The sequence below is a fragment of the Arthrobacter sp. NPDC055585 genome, assembly GCF_053619115.1.
In genome coordinates this window covers 530583-554912 of sequence record NZ_JBSHIT010000001.1, presented here as the reverse complement: position 1 = coordinate 554912, position 24330 = coordinate 530583, and the positions used below count along the sequence as shown (strand labels likewise).

At 62.9% G+C, this 24330-nt stretch carries 11 protein-coding genes; 8 read left to right on the top strand and 3 right to left on the bottom strand.

From position 1 onward, the window contains the following. Both ACWGQ2_RS02350 and ACWGQ2_RS02345 read right to left on the bottom strand, forming a co-directional pair. Nucleotides 1-1182, bottom strand: coding sequence for a M24 family metallopeptidase (locus ACWGQ2_RS02350; RefSeq protein ID WP_452013932.1), 1182 nt, complete (start codon nucleotides 1180-1182; stop codon nucleotides 1-3). 41 nt (nucleotides 1183-1223) lie between these two features. After that, complete coding sequence (locus ACWGQ2_RS02345) at nucleotides 1224-2210, bottom strand: D-2-hydroxyacid dehydrogenase (RefSeq protein ID WP_452013930.1); 987 nt, start codon at nucleotides 2208-2210, stop codon at nucleotides 1224-1226. Nucleotides 2211-2275: 65 nt separating this feature from the next. Between ACWGQ2_RS02345 and ACWGQ2_RS02340 the strand changes: the two genes are divergently transcribed. The 4 genes from ACWGQ2_RS02340 (at nucleotide 2276) to ACWGQ2_RS02325 (ending at nucleotide 9713) form a co-directional block, all read left to right on the top strand. Further along, nucleotides 2276-3589, top strand: coding sequence for an aspartate aminotransferase family protein (locus ACWGQ2_RS02340; protein WP_452013928.1), 1314 nt, complete (start codon nucleotides 2276-2278; stop codon nucleotides 3587-3589). Next, the gene (locus ACWGQ2_RS02335) at nucleotides 3586-6705 is read left to right on the top strand and encodes an FAD-binding and (Fe-S)-binding domain-containing protein (RefSeq protein ID WP_452013926.1); all 3120 of its coding nucleotides are present in this window, start codon (nucleotides 3586-3588) and stop codon (nucleotides 6703-6705) included. Before ACWGQ2_RS02340 ends, ACWGQ2_RS02335 begins: the two co-directional genes overlap by 4 nt. Then, nucleotides 6702-8186, top strand: a complete 1485-nt coding sequence (locus ACWGQ2_RS02330; protein ID WP_452013924.1) for an NAD-dependent succinate-semialdehyde dehydrogenase — start codon at nucleotides 6702-6704, stop codon at nucleotides 8184-8186. Before ACWGQ2_RS02335 ends, ACWGQ2_RS02330 begins: the two co-directional genes overlap by 4 nt. Nucleotides 8187-8270: 84 nt before the next feature. After that, nucleotides 8271-9713 carry an MFS transporter gene (locus ACWGQ2_RS02325; RefSeq protein WP_452013922.1) on the top strand — a complete coding sequence of 481 codons (1443 nt, stop codon included), beginning with the start codon at nucleotides 8271-8273 and terminating at the stop codon, nucleotides 9711-9713. A 149-nt stretch (nucleotides 9714-9862) separates the two neighbouring features. Here ACWGQ2_RS02325 and ACWGQ2_RS02320 read toward each other — a convergent pair whose 3' ends face one another. Continuing rightward, nucleotides 9863-11098 carry an HNH endonuclease gene (locus ACWGQ2_RS02320; protein WP_452013920.1) on the bottom strand — a complete coding sequence of 412 codons (1236 nt, stop codon included), beginning with the start codon at nucleotides 11096-11098 and terminating at the stop codon, nucleotides 9863-9865. A 215-nt stretch (nucleotides 11099-11313) separates the two neighbouring features. Here ACWGQ2_RS02320 and ACWGQ2_RS02315 point away from each other — a divergent pair, with 215 nt between their 5' ends. From ACWGQ2_RS02315 to ACWGQ2_RS02300, 4 genes are all read left to right on the top strand, one after another. Beyond that, nucleotides 11314-14379 carry a DUF3427 domain-containing protein gene (locus ACWGQ2_RS02315; RefSeq protein ID WP_452014496.1) on the top strand — a complete coding sequence of 1022 codons (3066 nt, stop codon included), beginning with the start codon at nucleotides 11314-11316 and terminating at the stop codon, nucleotides 14377-14379. Nucleotides 14380-14530: 151 nt separating this feature from the next. Continuing rightward, nucleotides 14531-19327, top strand: coding sequence for a DEAD/DEAH box helicase (locus tag ACWGQ2_RS02310; protein WP_452013918.1), 4797 nt, complete (start codon nucleotides 14531-14533; stop codon nucleotides 19325-19327). A gap of 598 nt (nucleotides 19328-19925) precedes the next feature. Next, nucleotides 19926-22832: an McrB family protein gene (locus ACWGQ2_RS02305; protein ID WP_452013916.1), complete on the top strand. Its 2907-nt coding sequence runs from the start codon at nucleotides 19926-19928 to the stop codon at nucleotides 22830-22832. Then, nucleotides 22829-24103 (top strand): McrC family protein, encoded by a 1275-nt coding sequence (locus ACWGQ2_RS02300; protein WP_452013914.1) that lies wholly within the window; start codon nucleotides 22829-22831, stop codon nucleotides 24101-24103. The genes ACWGQ2_RS02305 and ACWGQ2_RS02300 overlap by 4 nt, the downstream gene beginning before the upstream one ends. The last annotated feature ends 227 nt before the right edge of the window (nucleotides 24104-24330 follow it).

Here is a 24330-nt window from a genome sequence, read left to right as displayed (position 1 = left end):
TTAGCTGCCTTTCTGGAGCAGTTCCCGCGGGAAGCTGGTGAGTGTTTCCACGCCGTCGGGGCCGACGCAGATTGATTCGGAAAGTTCGTATCCGTAGCCTTCCATCCACATGCCGCCAATGAGGTGGAAGGTCATGTTCTCCGCGAGGATGGTCTCGTCCTCGGAGCGGAGGGAGATGGTGCGTTCGCCCCAGTCCGGCGGATAGCCGATCCCGATCGAATAGCCGATGCGGGACGGCTTCTCCAGTCCGTACTTGCACAGGGTCCGGTTCCAGGTGCGGGCCAGTTCGCTGACCGGTACTCCGGGCTGGATTTCGGTGAGCACCGCGTCCAGCCCGTCAGCGACGGCGTCGGCCAGTTTTTCGAGCCGGGGCGAGGGCGTGCCGAGCACCACCGTGCGCGCCAGCGGCGCGTGGTAGCGGCGGTACGCTCCGGCCAGTTCCACCACCACCGCCTGCCCGGCCTGGAAACGGTCCTCGCTCCAGGTCAGGTGCGGGGTGTCTGCCGCTTCACCGGTGGGGAGCATCGGCACAATCGCCGGGTAGTCCCCGCCGGTGCCGTCCACACCGGTGATCTGTGCCTGGCTGATGGCCGCGGCGGCGTCGCACTGGCGGACTCCGACGGCGATGCACGCCACAGCCGCTTCCATGGCTCCGTTGCAGATCCGCGCTGCCTGACGCATCAGGTCGAGCTCAGCAGGCGACTTGACCGACCGGACCCAGTTCACCAGCTCGAAGCAGTCCACCAGCGTCCACTCCGGCAGGGCATTGACCAGGGCGCGGTAACCCTTGGGGGAGAAGAAATGGGAGTCCATCTCCAGGCCCACGCAGCCCGCTGCTGCCGGGGCAATCAGCGCGCGCTCGCGGAGGGCAAAGGCTATCCAGTCAAAGGGATGCAGGTGCGGCCGGTGCACGTACCGCTCTGGATAGCCCACGATGTTCTCCGGCGGAAGCCAGCTGGTGCGCGATGCGCCGCCGGCGTCCATTTCCCGGGCGAAGAAGAGCATTGGCCCGTCGGCGGGTACAAAGAGGACCTGTGGTGTGTAGAAAGACCACGCGTTGTATCCGGTGAGGTAGTAGAGGTTCGCCGGGTCAGTCACCAGCAGGGCTGAGAGCCCCTGCCGGGCCATGCGCGTACGGACCCCGGCAAGCCGGGCGTCGTATTCCTCTTGGCTGAACAGCAAGCGGGTACCTCCACGTAGTTGGGGAACGGCTGGAACGGCGGTTAGACGGATGAACTCACATAGCCGCGCTGCTTGTCCACCACGTTCTCCAGGTCCCCGCCGGCGGACCACCGCTGGAGGTTGCCGTGGAACTGCAGCGCCAGGGTGTCCCGCCAGCCCCGAATATCGCCGGACATATGCGCGGAAATGTGCACGTTCTCCATGCCCCAGAACGGGTGCGAGGCGGGCAGCGGTTCTTCGCGGAAGACATCCAGCGATGCCGCAGCGATCTGGCCGGTCCGGAGCGCCTGCAGCAGAGCGTCTTCATCCACCAGCGCACCGCGGCCCACATTGACCAGGTGGGCAGAGGGTTTCATGGCGGCCAGGACGGTGCCGTCCACCAGATCCCGGGTCTGGTCGGTGAGCGGTGCGGCGAGGACCAGATGGTCTGCCCAGCCGGCGTGTTCTGCCAGTTCTGCGCTGGGAACCACCGTGCCAAAGTCCGGATCGTCCTCCCGGGCGGTCCGCCCGGCACCGCGGACGGAGAGCCCGACGCCGCGCAGCAGCCTTGCTGTCGCACGCCCGATTCCGCCGGTGCCCACCACCAGGGCGCGGGAACCGTGTGTACCGGTGAGTTCCCGGTGCTGCCACGCCGCTTCGTGCTGCAGCCGCTTGGACAGGTGCAGCTGCTTGTCCTGCGCCAGGACCGATGCGAGGACAAACTCGGCAATGGGCCGGTCGAAGACGCCATGGGCGTTCGTCAGGACCACATTGGATTGGCGGAGGTCCTCAAAGAGCATGGCGTCCACGCCGGCGGCTGCCACATGGACCCATTCCAGCGAATCGGCGGAGGGCCAGGCATCGGCCAGCGCGGAGGAGAAAAAGTCCCAGAGGAACAGTGCCCGGGCCCCCGGCATCGCATTGGCGAGGCCGGCGGCGTCGGTGATCCTCACGTCTGCCAGGGCCTGGATCTCCGCCAGATTACTGGGCAGGGGCTGGCCGGGAGCCGCTAGGATGACCAGACGCGGTTTGCTCACAGTGTTACTCACGCCACAACCGTATCTCCATTGCAGGATTGTTGACAATAGACATGTGTGAGCTGCATCATGGCCGCATGACTTCCCTCAGCCCCGCCCTCAAGCAAGCCACTCCCGTGATCGTGGACCACGCCCTCGGCTGCTGGATCCACGGCACCGACGGCCGGGACTACCTGGACTTCACCACCGGCATCGGCGTCACCAGCACCGGTCACTGCCATCCCAAAGTAGTGGAAGCCGCGCGGGAACAGGTCGGGAAGATCATCCACGCGCAGTACACCACCGTGATGCACAAACCGCTGCTGGAACTGACGGAAAAGCTCGGCGAAGTCCTTCCAACCGGACTGGACTCAGTGTTCTATGCGAACTCCGGCTCGGAAGCTGTCGAGGCCGCCGTCCGGCTGGCCCGCATGGCCACGGGACGGCCCAACATCGTGGTGTTCCAGGGCGGGTTCCACGGCCGCACGGTCGCCGCAGCATCCCTGACGACGGCGGGCACCAAGTTCTCCGCCGGCTTCGCACCGCTCATGGCCGGCGTCCACATGGCCGCCTTCCCCTACGCCTACCGCTATGGCTGGGACGAAGACACCGCCGTCGCGTTCGCCCTGCAGGAACTGGACTACCTGCTGCAGACCCGCACCGATCCGAAGGACACCGCCGCGTTCCTGATCGAACCGGCACTTGGCGATGGCGGCTACCTGCCCACCCCGCCGGCCTTCCTGGAGGGCTTGCGGGAACGTGCGGACAAGTACGGCATCCAGCTGATCATTGACGAAGTGCAGGCCGGCGTCGGGCGCATGGGCAAGTTCTGGGGCCATCAGTACTCCGCGGCCACCCCGGACATCCTCATCACCGCCAAGGGCATCGCCTCGGGTTTCCCGATCTCAGCGATCGCTGCGTCCACGGACACCATGTCCAAGGCCTGGCCCGGTTCCCAGGGCGGAACCTACGGCGGCAACGCCGTGTCTGCCGCCGCCGGCGTCGCGACCCTGGAAGTGGTGCAGGAAGAAAACCTGGTGGAGAACTCCCTGATCCGCGGCGAACAGCTCCAGGCCGGGCTGCTTGAGATCCAGGAACGGTTCCCGGTGATCGGCAACGTCCGCGGGCTGGGGCTGATGCAGGGCATCGAGTTCACCGCCGGGGACGGATCGCCCGACGCCGCCACGGCCGCGGCGGTGCAGCAGGCCACCACCGAGCAGGGACTGCTCACGCTGACCTGCGGACCGGCAGGCAACGTGGTCCGGCTGATCCCGGCACTGGTGGTCTCGGCCGAGGAAGTCGCCACCGGACTGGAACGCTTCGAAGCCGCGCTGGCCGCCGTTGCGGGTGCTGTCCCGGCCGCGGCTGGAACCTCGCCTGCAACCACCTCGGCAACCGCGGAGAGCCGATGACAAAAACCGGCCTTGCCACCCCGTCTGTAGCCGCCGGCGCACCGGATGCCGGTGCGCTGCTGGATAGGCTGGCCGCGGCGGGAGTCCAGGCCGACGGGTCGTCCCGCCGGCGGGCGGAGTATTCCTTCGACGCCTCGAACTACCGAGTGCCGCCGCTGGCTGTGGTGTTCCCCCGGACGGCAGACGACGTCGTCGCTGTCCTGAAGGTGTGCCGGGAGACCGGGACGCCGCTGATCAGCCGCGGCGGCGGCACGTCCATGGCCGGCAACGCGGTTGGCCCCGGCGTCGTGCTGGACTTCTCCAAGCATCTGAACCGGATCGGCACCGTGGACGAGGACGCGCGGACCGTGGCCGTGGAACCCGGCGTCGTGCTTGCGGTCCTGACCCGCGAAGTCGAGCGCGCCACCGGCAACCGGTTCAGTTTTGCCCCCGATCCCTCCTCCAAAAACCGTGCCACCGTGGGCGGGGCGCTGGGCAACGACGCGTGCGGCAACCACTCGGTGCGCTACGGCCGCACGTCGGATCATGTGGCGGAGCTCGACGTCGTCACCGCCGACGGCGCGCAGCTCACCGCCACTGCCACCGGGATCCAGGCCACCCATCCCGGGGATACCTACTCCGAACAGCGCGCCGCAGCCCTGGCCGCGGGGTTGAAGGACCTGGCGCATACCAACCTTGCCGGGTTCCGGACCGAACTTGGACGGATCCAGCGCCAGGTCTCCGGCTACCATCTGGCCAACCTGCTGCCTGAGCACGGCTTCAACGTGGCCCGCGCGCTCGTGGGGTCGGAGGGCACCTGCGCCGTGATCGTCGGGGCGCGGATGAAACTGGTGCCCAAACCTGCCAGCGCGCTGCTGGTCTGCCTCGGTTACGAGGACGTGGTGGAAGCCGCCCGGGACATCGGAACCATCCTCGAGTTTTCGCCGGCCGCCGTCGAGGGCATCGACGAAGCGATTGTGGACACCATGCGCTTCCGCCGCGGCGCGAACTCCGTGACCGGCCTGCCCGCGGGCAGGGCCTGGCTGTACGTGGATCTCGACGGCGACGACTCCGCCTCCGTGCAGGCCGACGCAGACCGGCTGCTGGCCCGGCTGCAGGAAAACGGCCGGCTGGTGGAAGGGCGTCCGGTGCCCGACGGCGTTGAACGGGCATCGCTGTGGCGGGTGCGGGAGGACGGGGCCGGGCTGTCCTCGCGGCTGTCCACCGGAGGGGAATCGTGGCCGGGATGGGAGGATTCCGCCGTCGCGCCGGAAAAACTGGCCGACTACCTGGCGGACTTCCGGGAGCTGCTGGACCGCTTTGGCCTGCAGGGTGTGATGTACGGGCACTTCGGCGCCGGCTGCATGCATATCCGGATCACCTATGACCTGCGGACCGACGCCGGCCGCTCCGTGTTCCGGGAGTTCTCCCGGGAAGCCGGAGAACTGGTGGTGCGGCACGGCGGATCACTGTCCGGGGAGCATGGTGACGGCCGGGCACGGTCCGAGCTGCTGCCGCTGATGTATTCGCCGCGGATGCTGGCTGCCTTTGCTGCGTACCGGCGGCTCTGGGATCCGGACGGCATCCTGAACCCCGGGTCGCTGACGGACCCGGATCCGATCGACGCGCATCTGGCACTGCAGGGTGTGCCCGAGCGGGAATGGCGGACCAGTTTTGATCTGCGGCCGCTGCACTCCGGCGGTGGATCGGCTGCTGAAACCGACGACCCCGGCACGTCGGCCGGAGCCGCGGTCGATCCCTTTGTCCACGCGGTGCAGAGCTGCATCGGGGTGGGCCGCTGCCGCACCGACACCGGCGGGGTGATGTGTCCAAGCTACCGGGCCACCCGGGATGAGAAGGACTCCACCCGGGGACGGGCGCGGGTGCTGCAGGAAATGGTCCGCGGTGCACGCACTGTGGAGGAAGGGTGGAAGTCCGAGGAGGTCCGCGAAGTCCTGGATCTTTGCCTCTCCTGCAAGGCCTGCTCCACTGACTGCCCCACCGGTGTGGATATGGCCACGTACAAGTCGGAGTTCTTCGACCACTACTACCGGGGCCGGCTGCGGCCGATGTCGCACTTTTCGCTGGGCTGGCTGCCGCGCTGGCTGAAGCTCACCGGACGGATTGCCCCGCTGGTCAACGCCGTGCTGGCCACGCCGCTGGGGAAGATCGCTGCCCGGCTGGGCGGGCTGACCACGGAACGGGCACTGCCGCGGTTCGCGCCTGCCGGTGCGTGGCGGAAGGAAGTCGCTGCGGCTTCTTCGGCGGCGGGCACACCGGGCGCACCGGGAGGACCGGGCGGAACCGGGAATGAGGGGCGCGGCGCGGCGGCGAGCGGCGCGGCCGTGACAGGCGCACCCGGGCGGGAGGCCGGCGTCGTGCTTTTTGTGGACACCTTTACCCGGGGTTTCCGTCCCGAGGTGGCCGGTGCAGCTGCCCGCGTTCTGGAAGGGGCGGGGGAGCGGACGGAATGCTCGGCCAATGCGTGCTGCGGCCTGACCTGGATTTCCACCGGGCAGCTCGGCACAGCGAGGAAGATGCTCGCCAAAGCCGCGGCGGCGCTGGATGACGGAACCGAGCGGCCAATCGTCGTCGTCGAGCCCAGCTGTGCCGCTGCGCTGCGGAAGGATCTGCCCGAACTGGTGCCTACCGAGCAGGCCCGCCGGGTCGCCGCCCGGGTGCGCAGTTTCGCCGGGTACGTGGGTGAGCTCGCTGTCTCCGGGTGGACACCGTCGCCGGCTGGCCCGCTCCCGGAGAAGGTGGTGCTGCAGACGCACTGCCATGAGTACTCCGTCTTTGGTGCCGGAACGCAGAAGACCGCGCTCGCCGCTCTCGGAATTCCGGAGGTGGTGGACGCTGCCGGATGCTGCGGTGTCGCCGGGAACTTCGGGTTCGAGAAAGACCACTACGAGGTCAGCATGCAGGTGGCCGAGCAGGCCCTGGCGCCCGCGCTGCGCAGCACGGATTCCGGAACCGTGGTCCTCACTGACGGTTTCTCCTGCGCGATGCAGGTTCAGCAGGTTGACGCCGCCCGGCCCGGCACCCACCTGGCCCAGATCCTTGACCCCGGCACCGGGCCCGCCCCGGGTGCCCCAATCAGCTTCCCGACCCCTCAAGCAAAGGACTCCCAAGAATGACAACGCAAACCAGCACCACCTCCCGCGCTGCCCGGGACGCCGTCGCCAAGGTCAGCACCGGCCTGTTCATTGACGGGCAGTGGAGCGATGCCGCGTCCGGTGCGCGGTTCAACGTGGTGAATCCCGCGACCGAAGAGGTCATCGCCACGGTGGCCGACGGCGGTCCGGAGGACGCGCAGCGCGCGATCGAAACCGCCGGACGGGTGCAGAAGGAATGGGCCGCGACGGCGCCGCGGGAACGCAGCGAGATCCTGCGTCGCGCCTATGACCTGATCATGGCCCGGCAGGATGAACTGGCACTGATCATGACCACGGAGATGGGCAAACCGCTGGCCGAGGCCAAGGGCGAGGTGGCATACGCTGCCGAGTTCTTCCGCTGGTTCTCCGAGGAAGCGGTGCGCATTGGCGGGGACTTCTCCTCCACAGGCGACGGGAAGACCCGGATCCTGGTGTCGAAGGAACCTGTGGGGCCGTGTGTGCTGGTGACACCGTGGAATTTCCCGTTGGCTATGGGCACCCGCAAGATCGGTCCCGCTATCGCCGCGGGCTGCACCATGGTGTTCAAGCCTGCCAACCTGACGCCGCTGTCCTCGCTGGCGCTGGTGGACATCCTGGTGGAAGCCGGGCTGCCCGCCGGAGTCCTGAACGTGGTGTGCACGTCGAAGGCGTCCTCCGTGGTGTCGCCGTGGATGTCCAGCGGCATTGCCCGGAAGGTGAGCTTCACCGGCTCCACCGCCGTGGGCGTGCGGCTGCTGGAGCAGGCCGCGGAGCATGTGATGCGTTCCTCGATGGAACTGGGCGGCAACGCACCGTTCATTGTGTTCGAGGACGCGGACCTGGACCGTGCCGTGGACGGCGCCGTGGCCGCGAAGATGCGGAACATGGGGGAGGCCTGCACCGCCGCGAACCGGCTGTTTGTGCAGCGCTCCGTCGCGGATGAGTTCGCACGCCGGCTGGCCGAACGTCTGGGCTCACTGTCGGTGGGCGACGGCGCGGAGCCGGGCACCGACGTCGGGCCCCTGGTGGAGGAGAAGGCACTGGCCAAGGTGCAGGAACTGGTGGACGACGCCGTCGCCAAGGGCGCGGAGGTGGTCTGCGGAGGTTCGCGGCCGGAGCGGCCCGGGTTCTTCTACGCGCCGACGGTCCTGTCCGGGGTGAGCCCGGAGTCGGACCTTATGAATGAGGAGATTTTCGGTCCGGTAGCGCCCGTCATCCCGTTCGATACCGAGGAGGAGGTCACCCGGCTGGCGAACGATACTCCGTGGGGCCTGGTCGGCTACCTGTTTACGCAGGACGTGGACCGCGGTTTCCGGATGGGCGAGGCGCTGGAGGTGGGCATGGTCGGGCTGAACACCGGCATTGTCTCCAACCCGGCAGCACCGTTCGGCGGCGTCAAGGCATCCGGCCTGGGCCGCGAAGGCGGGCGCGTGGGGATTGAAGAGTTCCTGGAAACTAAGTACCTGGCGATGCCCAGGACCTAGGTTGATGGCCCGGCAGGGGACCGGGCAGCAGAGCAGCACACGGCACCACCGAAGCAGCCAATCACTCGTATGAAGGATGGACCGATGTCAGCTAACTCCCAGCCCCTAAATGCACCCGCCCCGGTTCCGGGCGCCGAACCCGAAGGCAGGGAAGCGAAAAAGACCCTGCACCGGTCCATCCTCGGCTCAGCCCTGGGCAACGCCGTCGAGTGGTTCGACTACGGGGTCTACGGCTACCTGACCATCTACATGGCCGTGAACTTCTTCGGATCGGAAGACGGCGACGGCGGTCTGGGCGTTACGCTCACCCTCGCCACCCTGGCGCTGTCCTTCCTGGTGCGTCCGCTGGGCGGTCTGATCCTGGGCCCGCTGGGGGACAAGGTGGGCCGGCAGAAGGTCATGGTGCTCACCGTGACGCTGATGACCCTGGCCACCGGCTGCATTGGTCTGCTGCCGACGTTTGAAACGGCGGGCCTGCTGGCGCCGGTGCTGCTGCTGATCTGCCGGCTGGTGCAGGGGTTCTCCGCCGGCGGAGAGTACGGCGGTGCTGCGGTGTACATGGCAGAGTCGGCTCCGGATAAGCGCCGCGGTTTCTTCGGGTCGTTCCTGGAGTTCGGCACCACGGTGGGCTTTATTCTTGCGGCGATTGTCTGTACCACCACCATCACGATCGTGGGCGACGAGGGGATGCTGGAGGGCTGGTGGCGGCTGCCGTTCCTGCTGACGATTCCGTTGGGTCTGACCGCGCTGTGGATCCGGACCCGGCTGGTGGAGGCTCCGGTGTTTGCGGAGGCGTCGGCGCATCGGGAGACCCTGAAGTCGCCGCTGCGGCAGGTGCTGGTGCAGAACTGGCGGCAGCTGCTGGTCCTGGCTGGGTTTGTGGTGCTGCTGAACGTGGCGTTCTACCTGATCCTTGGATACATGCCCACCTACATGAGCGGCCAGCTGGGGCACAGCACCGCTCAGGGCAACTGGATGCTGGTTGCCGTGATGGCATTGATGCTGCTGGCGATTCCGCCGGTGGGTGCGCTCTCTGATCGGATAGGCCGCAAACCGCTGCTGCTGACCGCGGCGGTTGGCTACATTGTGCTGTCTGTTCCGGCGATCATGCTGCTGGGAGTGGACCGCCTGGTTCTCCAGTTCCTGGGCCTTGCGGTGCTGGGGTTCCTGCTGGTGATCCTGGTGTCATCGGTGTCGTCCACGCTGCCGGCGCTGTTCCCGACGGCGGTCCGCTACACCGGCTTTGCGCTCGCCTACAACTTCTCCACGGCGTTCTTTGCCGGCCCGTCGCAGACCATCGCGAACCAGCTGATCGAGACGACGGGGAATCAGCTGGTACCAGGCTGGTACATGGCCATTGCCGGTGTGATCGGTCTGGTGAGCATCCTGTGCATGCGGGAGACCGCCCAGGCAACTTTGCGCGGCGAAGTGATTCCCGGCGCTCCGGATTCGGTGGGCTGGCCGAAGAAGGTCTATCTGGAGGAGAACCGGGTGGACGCTGAGGAGCGGCGGCGGGTGGGGGTTTAGGGGATAGAGGCGGCAGCTGAGGTTCGCTCCCACAGAGGATTGGCTTGTTGCGGGATAGGATCCGACGCGCTGACTCGCCCGGCAGTGTTCCAGCAAACGCCATGACGTGGCGCGTTGGATCAAGCCGTCCGGCCGGCGGCTGAGTGGTCTCAGCTTTCTCGGTTCGTAAGATGATGCTGTCGATGCCAGCTGAAGTACTCTCGCGATTCACGCGTGTGCGCTTGGCATGACCGTCCGACGACTGAGGTGAGCCGGTCTCTGATCAGGTGGCTTGGCTTGGTGCCCCACTCAATAGTTCCCTTATCGCTGACAACCACATATCCGAGTTCGAATAATGCATCACAACCGAACAGGCAGGTGAGCATGGAGATATTGACGATGTCCATCCGCTCCTCGTCTGAACAGGCCCACCGGGGCTTAATATGAGCGGCAACAAGTAGTTCATCCGGGAGCTTTTGTCCGCACAGTGCGCATTGTCCACCCCACCTGCGGAGCTGTTGCCTGCGCAGAAATCTCTGCTCTGCACGCACTCGAGTGATCGCATAGTTGTCCGTTGGGCCTAGCTGCCCTGCCTCAAGAGAGATGTCAAGGTCGCCCGGAGGACAATTCCCAAACGCCGTACAGACATCCATAAGGTGTAGTATTTCGAGGGCGTTGTCCCGATTCAACGGGAACAAGTAGCCATTTCGAAGTCCTCCTTCGTTGGTCAGAGGGCCAACGCCATTGTCAAGAAACTGGAGGGCAGTTTCCCGTGGAACTCTTCTTGCATGTAGGGGGCTGGTTAGTACTAGCCTCCCCGGCGTGTCAGTGGCTATATCGCCGTAGCCATCTGGCGGATACGACGATGTTGGCATGGTTGCTACGCGGCTAACCCCCCGAACTTCGGGTCTAGAGTAGTGAATCACTAGATCGCCGGGCCGAACGTTTTCCAGGTTCTGCCAGTGGGCGACCTGCTGACCGTTTCTACCTTTAGCTGCCGCCCATAACGTCCCGTCCGCGTAGACAAGATCAAAATTGCTAGATTGGTTCACCCACCAGAAGTTGGTGTCTGGCTGGACATCGATAGTAATTATCGGTACCTCAGCGGGCTCGGGGGTTTCTCCGTAGGTGTCTACGAGCTCGAATCCTCGCTTGTTCAGAATGGCGCGCGTTTGGTCTCCGCCGGATAGGCGGGGAGGCCCATCTAGGTCGCAACCAAACTGGAGTTGGAAGGCCATCGCGAGCAAAGGTTTGCTCGAAATGACTTGCCCTCTGTCAACTACGACATACCTATTTGATTCCTTATAGCGCGTTCGGGAAATAAATTCCTCGGCCCCTATGCGGTGCCACAGCTCAATGGCTTCACGAATACTATGCCGTTCCAAATCGGACCAGGATCTGCTCATGATCTATTCATACCCGATTGAGTCGCTGGAGACGTTGTAGCCTCGGACCAGCGAGCCATTGGTGAGATCCGGCGGTCAAAGCTCAGTAAATGTGGTGCTGGTTTGCTGCACCTAGACCAAGGGCCATCGAGTAATCTTTTGGGGTGAGCATCACGGGGGAGAATAGCGAATTTGTTCCAGGCCTGTACGAGGCGCTGAATACGAAACACAGCCGGATGAAACTCGCCAACCACACGCACCTGGAGGCTGTCTTTGAAACGGTTGCAGACAACGAGTCGCCGGGTGTCCTCGCACAGCACATCGCAGAAAAAATCCGTGATGTCTTGGCCAGCGCTAACCCAGAGGACCGGGTCATGCTCGCCAACAGGATTCTCGAGAGCTTCTCGACCGACATCATCGAACCCGGCCCCACCCAGCTCCTGTCCCTCTTCCCACCGGACTCACTGAAACGCCGTCAGCTCCGCCGGCCGTCCACACCGCTGCGCAAACCGGCCCTGCTGACCAACGGCAAAGACGATCCCAACCTCGCCGCCGAACTAAGAGCCGAGATGGGCTCAGCCAACAGCGTTGACCTGCTGTGCGCGTTCATCCGCTGGACCGGACTCCGGCTGCTCGAACCCGCCCTCGAAGATGCCCGAGACCGAGGCATCCCCATCAGGGTCATCACCAGCACCTACATGGGAGCCACCGAGCGGCGTGCCATCGACGAGCTTGTTCTCAAGTACGGCGCCGAAGTCCGGATCAACTACGAAACCCACGCCACCCGCCTCCATGCCAAGGCCTGGCTGTTCCGCCGGAATACTGGATTCGACACGGCCTACGTCGGCAGTTCCAATCTCAGTGCTCCGGCGATGCTCGACGGCCTGGAATGGAACGTCAAGCTCTCCTCCGTCGGCACACCGGACCTGCTCCGCAAGTTCGAGATCACCTTCGACAGTTACTGGGAACAGCCGGCCTTCCAGCCCTACGATCCGGCAGTCGACGGCGACCGCCTCGACGCAGCCCTGGCCCGCAACGGTGGGCGCCAGACTGCTCGACCTGAGAGCACCACGGGGCTGGAGATCCAGCCCTACCTTCATCAGCAGGAGATGCTGGAGAACCTCGACGCCGCCCGCACAGTCGACGACCAGCACCGGAACCTGCTGGTGGCAGCCACAGGAACCGGTAAGACAGTCATCGCCGCCCTGGATTACAGGCGCCTCTGCGAACAGGAAGGCCGCGACCTGTCACTCCTGTTCGTCGCCCACCGGCAGGAAATCCTCAAACAGTCACTGCGCACCTACCGTGACGTCATGCAGCGCGGTTCCTTTGGCGAGCTCTACGTTGGCGACCACAAACCGGCGCAGTGGAAACAGGTCTTCGCGAGTGTGCAGTCACTGGCCGCGCTGGGACTGGACAAGCTCGATCCGCGGCAGTTCGACGTCGTCGTCATCGATGAGTTCCACCATGCCGAGGCGCCCACCTACCGACGCCTGCTGGACCATCTTCAGCCACAGGAACTCCTGGGCCTGACGGCGACTCCGGAGCGCGGGGACGGGATCAACGTGGCCGATCAGTTCTTCGGCGGACGGATCGCCGGTGAGCTGCGGCTGTGGGACGCTCTCGACGCCGACCTTCTCGTCCCGTTCCACTACTTCGGGGTGGCGGACGACGTCGACCTCAGCCAGGTGGAGTGGAAGCGCGGGAGCTACGACATCACCCAGCTGGACACGCTCTACACCGGCAACGACGCCCGCGCCGCCAAAGTCATCGCTGAACTCCGCGACAAGGTGACGAGCACCAGTGACATGCGGGGACTCGGGTTCTGTGTCTCCGTGCAGCACGCCCACTACATGGCCAAGGTCTTCAACCGCGCCGGCATCGCATCGCTGGCCGTCTCCGGGGATACGCCCGAGGAGGAACGCGCCGCCGCCCTGCGCAAGCTCCGGGACCGGGAGCTGAACTGCCTCTTCGCCGTTGACCTGTTCAATGAGGGTCTCGACCTTCCGGAAATCGACACGATTCTGCTGCTGCGACCCACGCAGAGCGCGACTGTGTTCATTCAGCAGCTCGGCCGTGGCCTGCGCCGGGCGAAGGATAAGTCGGTCCTGACCGTGCTGGACTACATCGGCCAGCAGCGCCGTGAGTTCCGGTTCGACGACAAGCTGAAGGCACTCACCGGCCTTCGCCGAAAGGCACTGGAGAAGGCTGTGGAGGACGGGTTCCCGTATCTGCCTTCAGGCTCGCAGATCATCCTGGACCGGGTGGCGCAGCAGACCGTGCTGAACAACATCCGGGAACAGCTCCGCGTCAACCGGAAGCAGCTGGTGGCGGAGGTCCGGTCCTACGGGGAGCACCTGCTGGAAGACTATCTGCGGGAGTCCGGGCGGGACCTGCCCGACGTTTACCGCAAAACCGGGGATTCCTGGACCTCACTCATCCGTGAAGCCGGCCTGGTGGACATTGGCCAAGCGCACGACGTCGTACTGTCCTTCCAGCCGGACGAGACTTCAGAGCTGGAAGAGGACCTGCTGCGTCGGATGACGGCGATGCTCTGCATCGATGATCCGGAACGGGCGGAGACCTACACGAAACTGGTCTCGGCGGATGGGCCCCGGTATGCGGAGCTGAGCGACAGGGAACAGATCCTAGCCCGGATGCTCTTCTTTGCGTTGTGGCCGAATGGGGGAGGGCATACATCGTACGACGCCGGACTCCAGTTCCTGCGCAGCTATCCGTTGGTCTGTGCGGAGATCGGGCAGCTGGCCGCCCTGGGCGTTGAGCGTTCCGGGTATGCGCCCAAAGGGCTTGGTTTGGGGCTGCAGCAGGTGCCGTTGTATTCGCACGCCACTTACCGGCGGGAGGAAGTCCTCGCCGCGCTGGGCTACTTCGCGCTGGGCGGCAAGACCAGCCACCGGGAGGGCGTCGCATGGTGCGCGGAGACGAAGACCGATGCGTTCTTCGTGACGCTGGAGAAGGACGAAAAGGAGCGCGCGGCGTCCATCATGTACAAGGACTATGCGATGAGTCCGGAGGTGTTCCACTGGGAGTCGCAGAACGCGACGTCTCCGGAGAGTGTGACCGGCCGTCGGTACATCAACCACAAGTCTCTGGGAACGAAGGTTCTGCTCTTTACCCGGCCGCGGCAGCGGGATGAGAACGGGATGACGATGCCGTACACCTGCCTCGGGCAGCTGGACTACATGTCGCATTCCGGGTCAAAGCCGGTCGGCATCGTGTGGAAGCTCCACCGGGCGATGCCTGCGGACGTTTATGTTGAGGCCAGTGCAGTGGCGCAGTGACGGAGATGTTCCAAGCAGTAACAGAATCGTGCTGCTCGCTGATAAGAACGCCGTGTCTACCTGGCTTTCCGATATTTTGCCGCTGTAGCTACGATTCCGTCGGCAGGAAGCGTTGGGCAGAGCTGGTCTAAAAATGAGTAAGGATGGATGTATGGTCTCTTCTTCGTTTGGTCAGGTCCTGGATCAGCTGTACTTCTCCGCAACTGATGAGCGGGACAAAGGCACAAAGTTCGAGCGGCTGATGAAGCGGTATCTGGAACTGGAGCCTAAGTACGCCGATCAGTTCTCCGACGTGTGGCTCTGGAGTGACTGGCCGGAGCGTGGCAACCAAGTCGATACCGGGATCGATCTTGTGGCGCGGGACCGCTACACCGGGGAACTGACCGCGATCCAGTGCAAGTTCTACGACCCGCAGCGCCGGCTGGAGAAGAAACAGATCGATTCCTTCTTTACGGCCATGGGTAAGACGGATTTCTCCTACGGGATGGTGGTTTCCACCACCGATAACTGGTCCAAGCACGCTGAGGAAGCGTTGGAGGGCCAATCCAAACCCACCACTAGGCTGCGTCTGCAGGACTTGGCGGAGTCCACCATCGATTGGGAACAGTTTGATCTTTCCCAGCCCGAGCAGATGGTGCGTTCCAACTTGAAGGAGCCGCGCAAATATCAGCGCGAGGCCATCAACGATGTGATCACCGGTTTCCAGGACTCTGACCGGGGCAAACTGATCATGGCCTGCGGCACAGGCAAGACCTACACCTCGCTCAAGATAGTCGAGGAAATGGTCCCCGCTGGCGGCAGCGCCCTGTTCCTGGTTCCCTCGATCGCGCTGCTGCAGCAGACTCTGAACGAATGGACCGCCCAAACTGCAGTGAAGCTGCGTCCACTGGCCGTGTGCTCGGATGCAAAGGTCGGCCGGCGCGAGAAGGAGGACGTGTCCGTCCACGACCTGGCGTTCCCGGCAACAACGGATCCGCAGAAGCTTTACTACCGGGCGAGCATCAGCACTGGTCAGGACACTGTCACTGTTGTGTTCTCCACTTACCAGTCCATTGACGTCATCGCCCAGGCGCAGGATCTGGGTATGCCTGACTTTGACCTGATCCTGTGCGATGAGGCCCACCGCACGACCGGCATTACCGAACCCGGCCACGATGATTCCGCGTTCGTCCGGGTCCATGATGAGAGTTACCTGCGCGCCGCCAAGCGCCTGTATATGACAGCGACTCCGCGGATCTACGTGCAGGAATCCAAGACCAAGGCGGCTGAGAACGACGTTGCTGTGTACTCCATGGACGATCAGGATGTATTCGGGCCCGAGTTTCATCACCTCGGGTTCGGCAAGGCCGTGGAAATGGGGCACCTTTCCGATTACAAGGTCCTGGTCTTAGCCGTGAATGAGGATGCGGTGTCCCGGTCGTTCCAGGGCTTGTTCGAGGAGAACGGGGACCTGTCCCTGGATGATGCTGCCCGCATTGTGGGCTGTTGGAACGGGCTCTCTAAGCGCGGGGTCAACGGTGAACGTCTATCCATTGGCGACAGTGCACCGATGAACCGGGCCGTGGCGTTCGCGCGGAACATCAAGGAATCCAAGAAGCTCGCCGAGCAGTTTGAACTGATCAGCCGGCAACTGCAGGTCGAAGATGAAGATGCCTTGAAGCTGGAGGCTGGGCACGTGGACGGCACGTTCAATGTCCTGGAACGCTCCGCGAAATTGGACTGGCTGCAGCAGGACGCCAAGGGGAACGTGTGCCGGATCCTGTCCAATGCCAAATGCCTTACCGAGGGCGTTGATGTTCCGTCTCTGGATGCGGTGTTGTTCTTGAACCCGCGGAACTCCCAGGTCGACGTGGTGCAGGCTGTGGGCCGTGTGATGCGTAAATCCGAAGGCAAGGAGTATGGGTACATCATCTTGCCCATCGCTGTGCCCTCGACGTCGGACCCGGAAACCGCGTTGAACGATAACAAGAAGTACAAGGTTGTCTGGGACGTGCTGCAGGCGCTCCGGGCTCATGATGACCGGTTCGAAGCGATGATCAACAAACTGGACCTGAGCGGTAATGGCACCGACAAGATCGACGTCATTACCGTCGCCGATCCCTTCATCAACGACGACAGCAAACCCGGGAATAGTGAGAAGCCCGGGGCACAGGTCCCTGAAGCACTGTTCCATATGGCGAACGCGGATGAGTGGCGAAACGCGATTTTCGCTCGCATGGTCCGCAAGGTGGGGGACCGCCGCTATTGGGAGCAGTGGGCCGAAGACGTCAAGGGCATCGCTGACCGGCACATTATTCGTATCCGGGCCATCCTGGACGGACCGGATGCCCGGGTCCGGGACGAGTTCGCGGTATTCCTTGAAGGGCTGCGCGGAAACCTGAACGCGTCAATCTCCGAGAACGACGCGATCGATATGCTTTCCCAGCATTTGATTACCAAACCCGTGTTCGAGGCTTTGTTCGAGGATTATTCCTTCGCATCCCACAACCCGGTCTCTCGGGTCATGGATGACATGGTGACAGTCCTGGAGGGTTACAACCTGGACTCCGAGGTGCAAAACCTTGAAGAGTTCTACCGGTCAGTGCGGATCCGTGCCGAAGGCGTGGAAACAGCCGAAGGCAAACAAAGGATCATCACCGAACTTTACGAACGGTTCTTCAAACTCGCGTTCCCCCGCACAGCCGAGTCTCTGGGGATCGTCTACACCCCGGTCGAAGTCGTGGACTTCATCCTGCGCGCCGTCAACGACGTCCTGGTCAAGGAATTCGGGGTCTCGATCTCCGATGAAGGCGTACACGTGCTGGACCCCTTCACCGGCACGGGAACCTTCATCGTCCGCCTGCTCCAATCCGGGCTCATCGAACCCGAAGACCTGCTCCGCAAGTACACGCAGGAACTGCATGCCAACGAACTGCTGCTCATGGCCTACTACATCGCCGCGATCAACATTGAAGCAACCGTCCACGGGCTCCTGCGCGACCAGGCGACGGCAACCGGAGCCGACCCTGAGGCTGTCGGCTATGAACCCTTCGACGGAATCGTCCTCACCGATACCTTCCAGATGACCGAGGATGGTGACACCCTCGATGAGCACGTATTCACCACTAACAGCGACCGGGTGATCAAGCAGAACGCCCTGGATATTCGCGTGATCATCGGCAACCCGCCCTACTCTGTGGGTCAGACCAGCGGGAACGACAACAACGCCAACCTCAAATACCCAACCCTGGATGAATCCATCCGCCGTACATATGTGGAACGCTCCACCGCGACGAACAAAAACTCGCTCTATGACTCCTACATCCGCGCCATCCGCTGGGCCTCGAACCGGGTGCTCAATTCAGAGAACGGGGGAGTGGTCTGCTACGTCTCCAACGGCGGATACATCGACGGCAACACCGCGGACGGACTCCGTAAAACCCTGACGGATGAGTTCCACGAAATCTACGTCTACAACCTGCGCGGCAACCAGCGCACCGCGGGCGAACAGAGCCGCAAAGAGGGCGGAAAGATCTTCGACTCAGGGAGCCGGGCGACGGTTGCTGTGTTGCTTCTCGTGAAGCGTCCCGGCCCGGTAACTGCGTGCCGGCTGAACTATCGGGATATCGGGGACTACCTCGACCGCAAGCAAAAGCTCGCGATCATTGACGAATCCACCCTCGACAACACCCCTTGGCAGCGGCTCACTCCCAACGCTGACGGGGACTGGATCAACCAACGCAACGACCTCTTTGAGACCTTCACACCGATCGGATCAAAGGACTCTGCCAGACCGGGAATCTTCCGCCTCCATTCCGGTGGCCTCAAAACAAACCGCGATGCTTGGGTCTGCAACTCTTCTGTGGCGAAACTGTGCTCCAATGTGGAGTCGTTGGTTGACTTTTACAACGAGCAGGTGAAAAAACATGGGCGAGGAGAAAGTGTCAGTGACGACCCGAAAAGAATCTCGTGGTCAGGAGGACTCCGAACACTTCTTAACCGTGCGGCAAGAATTGGTATGACAGAGGGGTCCGTGCGGAAATCGTCATATCGGCCCTTCAATGCCCAACACGTCCACTTTCAACCGGAGCTGAATGAGAGACAGTACCAGTTGAGAAACATATTTCCGACTGTGGACTCGGAGAACTTTGGCTTTTGTATCACTTCGCCTGCAACGCATTACCCGACTTTCGAAGTGCTCATGGTTGCAAGCATTCCCGATCTGCATTTGTTGGATACAGGGCAGTTTTTCCCTCGCTACACGTATGTCACCCCCCTGCAGAGCGATGACTTGTTTGCTGGTCTCACCTCACAGCCGAAGGAAGCTGGACCTCAGCGCATCGACAACATCACTGATGAAGCCTTCGCCGACTACCGTGAGGCCTATGGTCCGGCGGTCACAAAGGACGACGTTTTCTACTACGTCTACGGGGTGCTCCACTCGGTGGAGTATCGGGAGCAGTTTGCCGCGGATCTGAAGAAGATGCTCCCGCGCATCCCCAAGGTGCCGAACAGGGCACGCTTCGACGCGTTCGTGGAGGCCGGTCGGCGCCTCGCGGACCTTCACATTGGATACGAAGACCTGGCGCCCTATCCGCTCACCGAGCGCGCGACATCGCTGGTCAGTGCCGACGATGAGTATGCCAAGTACTCCGTCACAAAGATGAGGTATGGCGGCAAGGCCGGTTCCTGGGATAAGACCAGGGTCATCTACAACGGCTACGTCACCGTTGAGGGCATTCCCATTGAAGCGCACGACTACATGCTTGGTTCTCGCTCTGCCATTGACTGGATCCTGGAGCGATACCAGATCAAGACGGATAAGGCCTCAGGCATCGTCAATGACCCGAACGACTGGTCACGGGAACATCAGCAGCCGCGCTACATCATCGATCTGCTGGGTCGAATCGTGACACTGAGTCTAGAAACCATGAAGATTGTCAGGGGTTTGCCGGATTTGGGTGTGTAGTTCGTCTGGGCGCCTCTGACCCTGGAACCGCTGCTGTTGAACGAGCCCAGGGAATCTAGGTACCTTAGGTCCCATTCAGCCACACAAACTCGGTACTCCTTTCATAAGCGAGGAGAGTTCCTTCGCGTTCTATGCTGGATGGCCCCTTCGCATGGTTTTTTGTTGGGTTGCGGCCCTGTGTCAGCAGTTTCGCGTGGGTACCGGAAAGCTCTCGTCGGTCGGCGGGCCGCAGGAAGGCCGTCATGTGAAGGTCCGTTGTCGCCAGTATGTCGCGCTCGTGCCCTGCCCGGGATCATGTCCGGCGGGACATCGTGGCGGCGCTGGCTGCCGGTGCTGACTTCATCTGATTGGCCGGGCTCACATGTACGGGCTGATGGCCGGCGGCCGCCAGCGCGTGGAAATCCTGCGGACCGATGACGCTGGTGATGCAGCTGATTGGGTTACGAGTGTTGCGGAACTCGGGCCGGAGCATTCGCGGGCGTCTGAAGTGTGCCGAGACAATCCGGAATTACGAGGCATGGCCCGGCGTCCGGTATACCTGTATACGCGGTGGGGGCAGTAACCAATCTAGAAACGCCTTCCCGGATAGGAGTTTCTGGTGCACAACTCGTCGAAGATCGCCGAATTCTTAGAATGGGCGAGTGAGATCCCCGATGTCATCAACCGGATCAAGCAAGAACGGTCACGCACGCTTGAGTTGGCAGAACGACTTTCTAAGACCCGACAGAAGGTCATCGATCGAGACGCAAGATCAATGGAATCACTGATCGCCGATCTTGCCAAGGGCAACGCTCTTGGAGAAAGGCAGCTTGATAGCCTCCGAAATCTCACCCGGCAGCGGCCTAACGAATTGGTAGCGGCAGTCGAAGAACTCTGGCACAACAGTCCCTCCGAGAGCTTGCTAGATACGTTTGTAAATCAAACGCTCGGGCTCAAGGGGGAACTTGCGGCAGAGGACCTGTTGGAACTCGGTACGTCACTATTGATGGCGGGTAATCCTACTGAATTCCCTCAGCTCAGGCTGTACGTCGCCTTGAGGTTCGCAGAGTTGATGGGCGTGGATCTTACTCCGCCGAACTCAGCCGAACCCTCTGGAACATATGAGGCATTTCTTGCAACGCTAGACGGTGTGGTGCCGCTCGCCGGTCAGTACGGGCTGATCCTTACTGATCGCCTGGACGCTCAGGGGCTGGTCTGGCTCGTCATGAAATCCTCGCCGCCGGCGGACTGGACCCCGGCCCAAAAACGGGAGTTCCTCGCCTGGCGCAATCTTGAAACCGTCGAGGACATTAACTACCGCTCTGGCCCCAATCCTGAACTGGAGGATGCCGCTGCAGCGATCCTAAATCCAGGCCTGGCAGGGACGGCGTCACCCTTCGACGAAACTGTCGTCTCTTGGAATGAAGAGAACGCCCGCGACCTGTACAGGCGAGTCTTTGAAGATCCCGACGCCGGCGCCGGAACCTTCATGGGGAAACTTGAAAAGCAACTCGATGGCGCCTCAAGGGGAGTCATCCTGCTGACGGCAGAATTGCTGACGATGCAGTGCCTCCCACTAAGTAATCTTCGTCCGGAAACCAAAATGGCCCGCATACAGACGGTCCTGTCTTGGATGGACGAGCCCCCGGCGATTCCCAGCCTTATCGAGACCGGGCTTCGCGCAGGCGGTGCCTTCAACGGAGGCACCGGTTTCAATGTCCAGCTGTGGCGTCACCTGTGCTGGCTGTGCGACCTCGTCATCAGCATCCACAGCAACCCCGATAATGCGAAGGCCGCCGCTGATTCGCCGGAAGGGTTCCATGATGTGGCTGAAGCGGTGCCCGGGAACCTGCCCTCCATCCGGTATTCCCTGGAATACATGTCCTGGCCGGGATTCTTTGTTCCGGTGGTGAACTGGGGACACCGGAAACGCATCCGCAACGCCTTCGCCGGCGACATTGAAGGAGCTTCCGGAGACAGCGAATTTGCCGTCGCCAGCGACCTCCACATGATCCGGGCAGTGCAGGAACGCCGCACCGGTCAGCGGCCGGATTGGTACACCGAGCCGTACCTTAGCCAGTGGAACCCGGATGCTGATCCGGCACCGCGAGCCTGGCTGGTGAGGCAATCCCAGGGAAAGGCCGAGCTGGCCAGCCGATGGGTTTCCGACGAAATGGTATCTCTGGACGCAGAGTACCTGGACGCTGTCGAGGGCGGCGTCACCCTGGAAGACCTCCAGACGGCTGTTGACCGCGGGTATGAGCACCTGGACTACTCGGAACGGCGCCTGCGTGCTCGTTCCTACCAGATGTTCCTAAACCTGATGAAGCCCGAAGACCTGGTGCTGACACTGCAGGGACAGGACGTCCACCTCGGCGTCATCACCGGCACACCTGAGCGTCGGGTAGACGAGGTCCCCGCCACTTTGGTCCGAGAGGTCGCCTGGCAGAAAAACACCATCTCTATGGGCGCGTTGCCTGCCCCTGTCCTGAGTCTGCTCGAAGAGCAGGGAACGGTTGTGGACCTGACTGGGGTGCTGCCCGCCATCCGTACTTTCCTGGAGGACGACGACGTCGAATCCGTTACCGAAGCGGCACACGAGGAGAGTCCGGTGGAAATGACTCCTCACGGGGTGCCTGTGCTGCGCGCAGCCAGTGATGAACTGGCCCAAAGTCTGCTCATGCAGCGGGATGACCTGCAGGAACTCATTGACCTGCTGCAGTCACGGAACCAGATTGTTTTCTATGGCCCTCCCGGAACAGGCAAGACATTCCTTGCCGGCAAGATGGCCCGTTATCTGGCGGGGGACGAGCACGCTGACCACGTGACCACTGTGCAGTTCCATCCGTCCTACGCCTACGAGGACTTCTTCGAGGGCTACCGCCCGGTCAAGGGAACGGACGGTCAGGTTTCGTTCGCACTGACACCGGGCCCGCTCCGGCGCATTGCGGCTGAGGCGGCAGCACATCGGGACAGGCCGTACTTCCTGATCATCGATGAAATGAACCGCGGAAATCTCGCAAAAGTCTTCGGCGAGCTCTACTTCCTCCTCGAATACCGCGACCAGAGAATCAACCTCCAGTACAACTCGGACGAGAAATTCGATTTGCCGCCCAACCTGTTCATCATCGGCACGATGAACACTGCCGACCGCTCCATCGCCATGGTGGACGCAGCCATCCGGCGGCGGTTCGCCTTTGTGGAACTGCATCCCCAGGAAGGGATGACCAGCGGCCTGCTGGAACGGTTCCTGGAAGCCCGTGGACTGGATAGCCGCCCGGCCCAGCTCCTGAAGGCGCTAAACGCCGAGATCGCCATGGAAGACCGGGACCTGATGATTGGTCCGTCCTACTTTATGAAGGAGCATACGGGGACAGATACGGGCCTGAAGCAGTTGTGGAAATACGAGCTGCTTCCCCTGCTCGAAGAGCACTACTACGGGCGGTTGAGCCGCCCGGAGATCCACGAGCGGTTCGGTCTGGCAGCGATTGAGCGGAAGGTCGACGGGACAGCGGCCGCGCTGTGAGGCACATCTGCATCGGCGAACTTGACCAGGGTGCCACGGAGGGACTCCCGGACGACGTCGCTGCCGGATTGGCTGCCTCGGGGCTGGTTCGGGTGGAACCCCGGGGTTCCGGCTTCTGGCAGCTCATTCCCGCTGGGCTTGTTGGCGCCGTCGAAATCCAGGATGTGCTTCTGGAGGTCCGTCCGAAAGACAAGGTGGGGGTCAGCCAGCTGCTGTTCCTGTTGGGGTACGCCCGGAATCCTGGCTTCCGCCCGGACGACGTCGCGGCCTCCTCGGCGCTCGACCTGTGGTCGGCTTTGGCCGAGTCGCTGGCTCGGTTGGGCGAGAGGGCTCTGGCTAACGGAGTTCTGCACGGCTACGTGAGGGTAGATGAGGCCCTGCGAACCGTCCGCGGACGCATCCGGATCACGGACCAGCTCTCGCGGCGGCCCGGCATGCTGCTTCCGCTGGAGGTGAGCTATGACGACCACACCGTGGATATCGCCGAGAACCAAATCCTGCGGGCGGCGCTGAGGCTGCTCCTTGGCCTCAACCGGGTGGACCCAGGTGTACGGCGCCGGTTGGCACATTTGGACCGGAGGCTCGACGGCGTCCGCGACCTACGGCTCGGTGCACCGCTGCCGGCATGGCGTACGAGCCGCCTGAACGAGCGCCATGCCCCGGCCCTGAGACTGGCAGAAATCATCCTCATGCACTCGGCGGCCGAAACGGCGGACGGCAGAGTGCGGACAGCAGCCTTCGCCGTGAATATGGCAAAAGTCTTCGAGGACTTTCTTGAGGTCGCGCTCGCAGAAGCGGTGTCCAAGCTGGGAATCGCCGGCGGCCGTCTCTCCCGGCAGTACCGGGCAGACCTGGACCACCCCGACGAAGATGCGGGGCCGAACCGGATACGCATGTTCATGGACGTGGTCTTTCAGGCACCAAACCGGTCCCCGGTTGTTTTTGACGCCAAGTACAAGACCGCGTCAGCTGGTGGAAAGTACGCCAATGCCGACCACTACCAAATGCTGGCCTACTGCACCGTCCTGAACGCGCCAAAAGCCTGGCTGGTTTACGCAGGAGCAGGCCAACGGCGTTCCAGGCGCATCGTCAACACCGGCGTCACGGTGGAGGAGTACCCGCTGGATCTTTCGCTGCATCCCCATGAGGTGTTGGAGCGGGTGCAGCAGCTGGCTGAGCTTGCCGTGGCCGCTTATGGGTCTACACCATCCGTATCGACGCTCGGCGTGGCAAAGTCAACCAACAACTCAGGCGGCGCGGAACACAGGTGAACTGCCCCGGAACCGCCAGCTTGGCCCTCTGTGAGCCGCTTTGTAGATGTCTTCTTTGACCCACCGATCTGTCCTACTCTGGCAGGGTAAGCGGTGGAGAAACGTTACTCAGTGGATCTTCCGTTTGCGACGGACGTGATTTATCCGCGGATTGCCGATTATCGAGCCACAGGTCGTGATCTAAAGAACCTGGCAGCCGATGAAGGGGTCAGCCTGCTCCCTGCAGG

Bases quoted from the DNA above. Each gene is read 5' to 3' on its own strand.
- ACWGQ2_RS02340 (WP_452013928.1), top strand. From the start codon at position 2,276: ATGACTTCCCTCAGCCCCGCCCTCAAGCAAGCCACTCCCGTGATCGTG.
- ACWGQ2_RS02325 (WP_452013922.1), top strand. From the start codon at position 8,271: ATGTCAGCTAACTCCCAGCCCCTAAATGCACCCGCCCCGGTTCCGGGC.
- ACWGQ2_RS02315 (WP_452014496.1), top strand. From the start codon at position 11,314: ATGAAACTCGCCAACCACACGCACCTGGAGGCTGTCTTTGAAACGGTT.
- ACWGQ2_RS02335 (WP_452013926.1), top strand. From the start codon at position 3,586: ATGACAAAAACCGGCCTTGCCACCCCGTCTGTAGCCGCCGGCGCACCG.
- ACWGQ2_RS02320 (WP_452013920.1), bottom strand. From the start codon at position 11,098: ATGAGCAGATCCTGGTCCGATTTGGAACGGCATAGTATTCGTGAAGCC.
- ACWGQ2_RS02330 (WP_452013924.1), top strand. From the start codon at position 6,702: ATGACAACGCAAACCAGCACCACCTCCCGCGCTGCCCGGGACGCCGTC.
- ACWGQ2_RS02310 (WP_452013918.1), top strand. From the start codon at position 14,531: ATGGTCTCTTCTTCGTTTGGTCAGGTCCTGGATCAGCTGTACTTCTCC.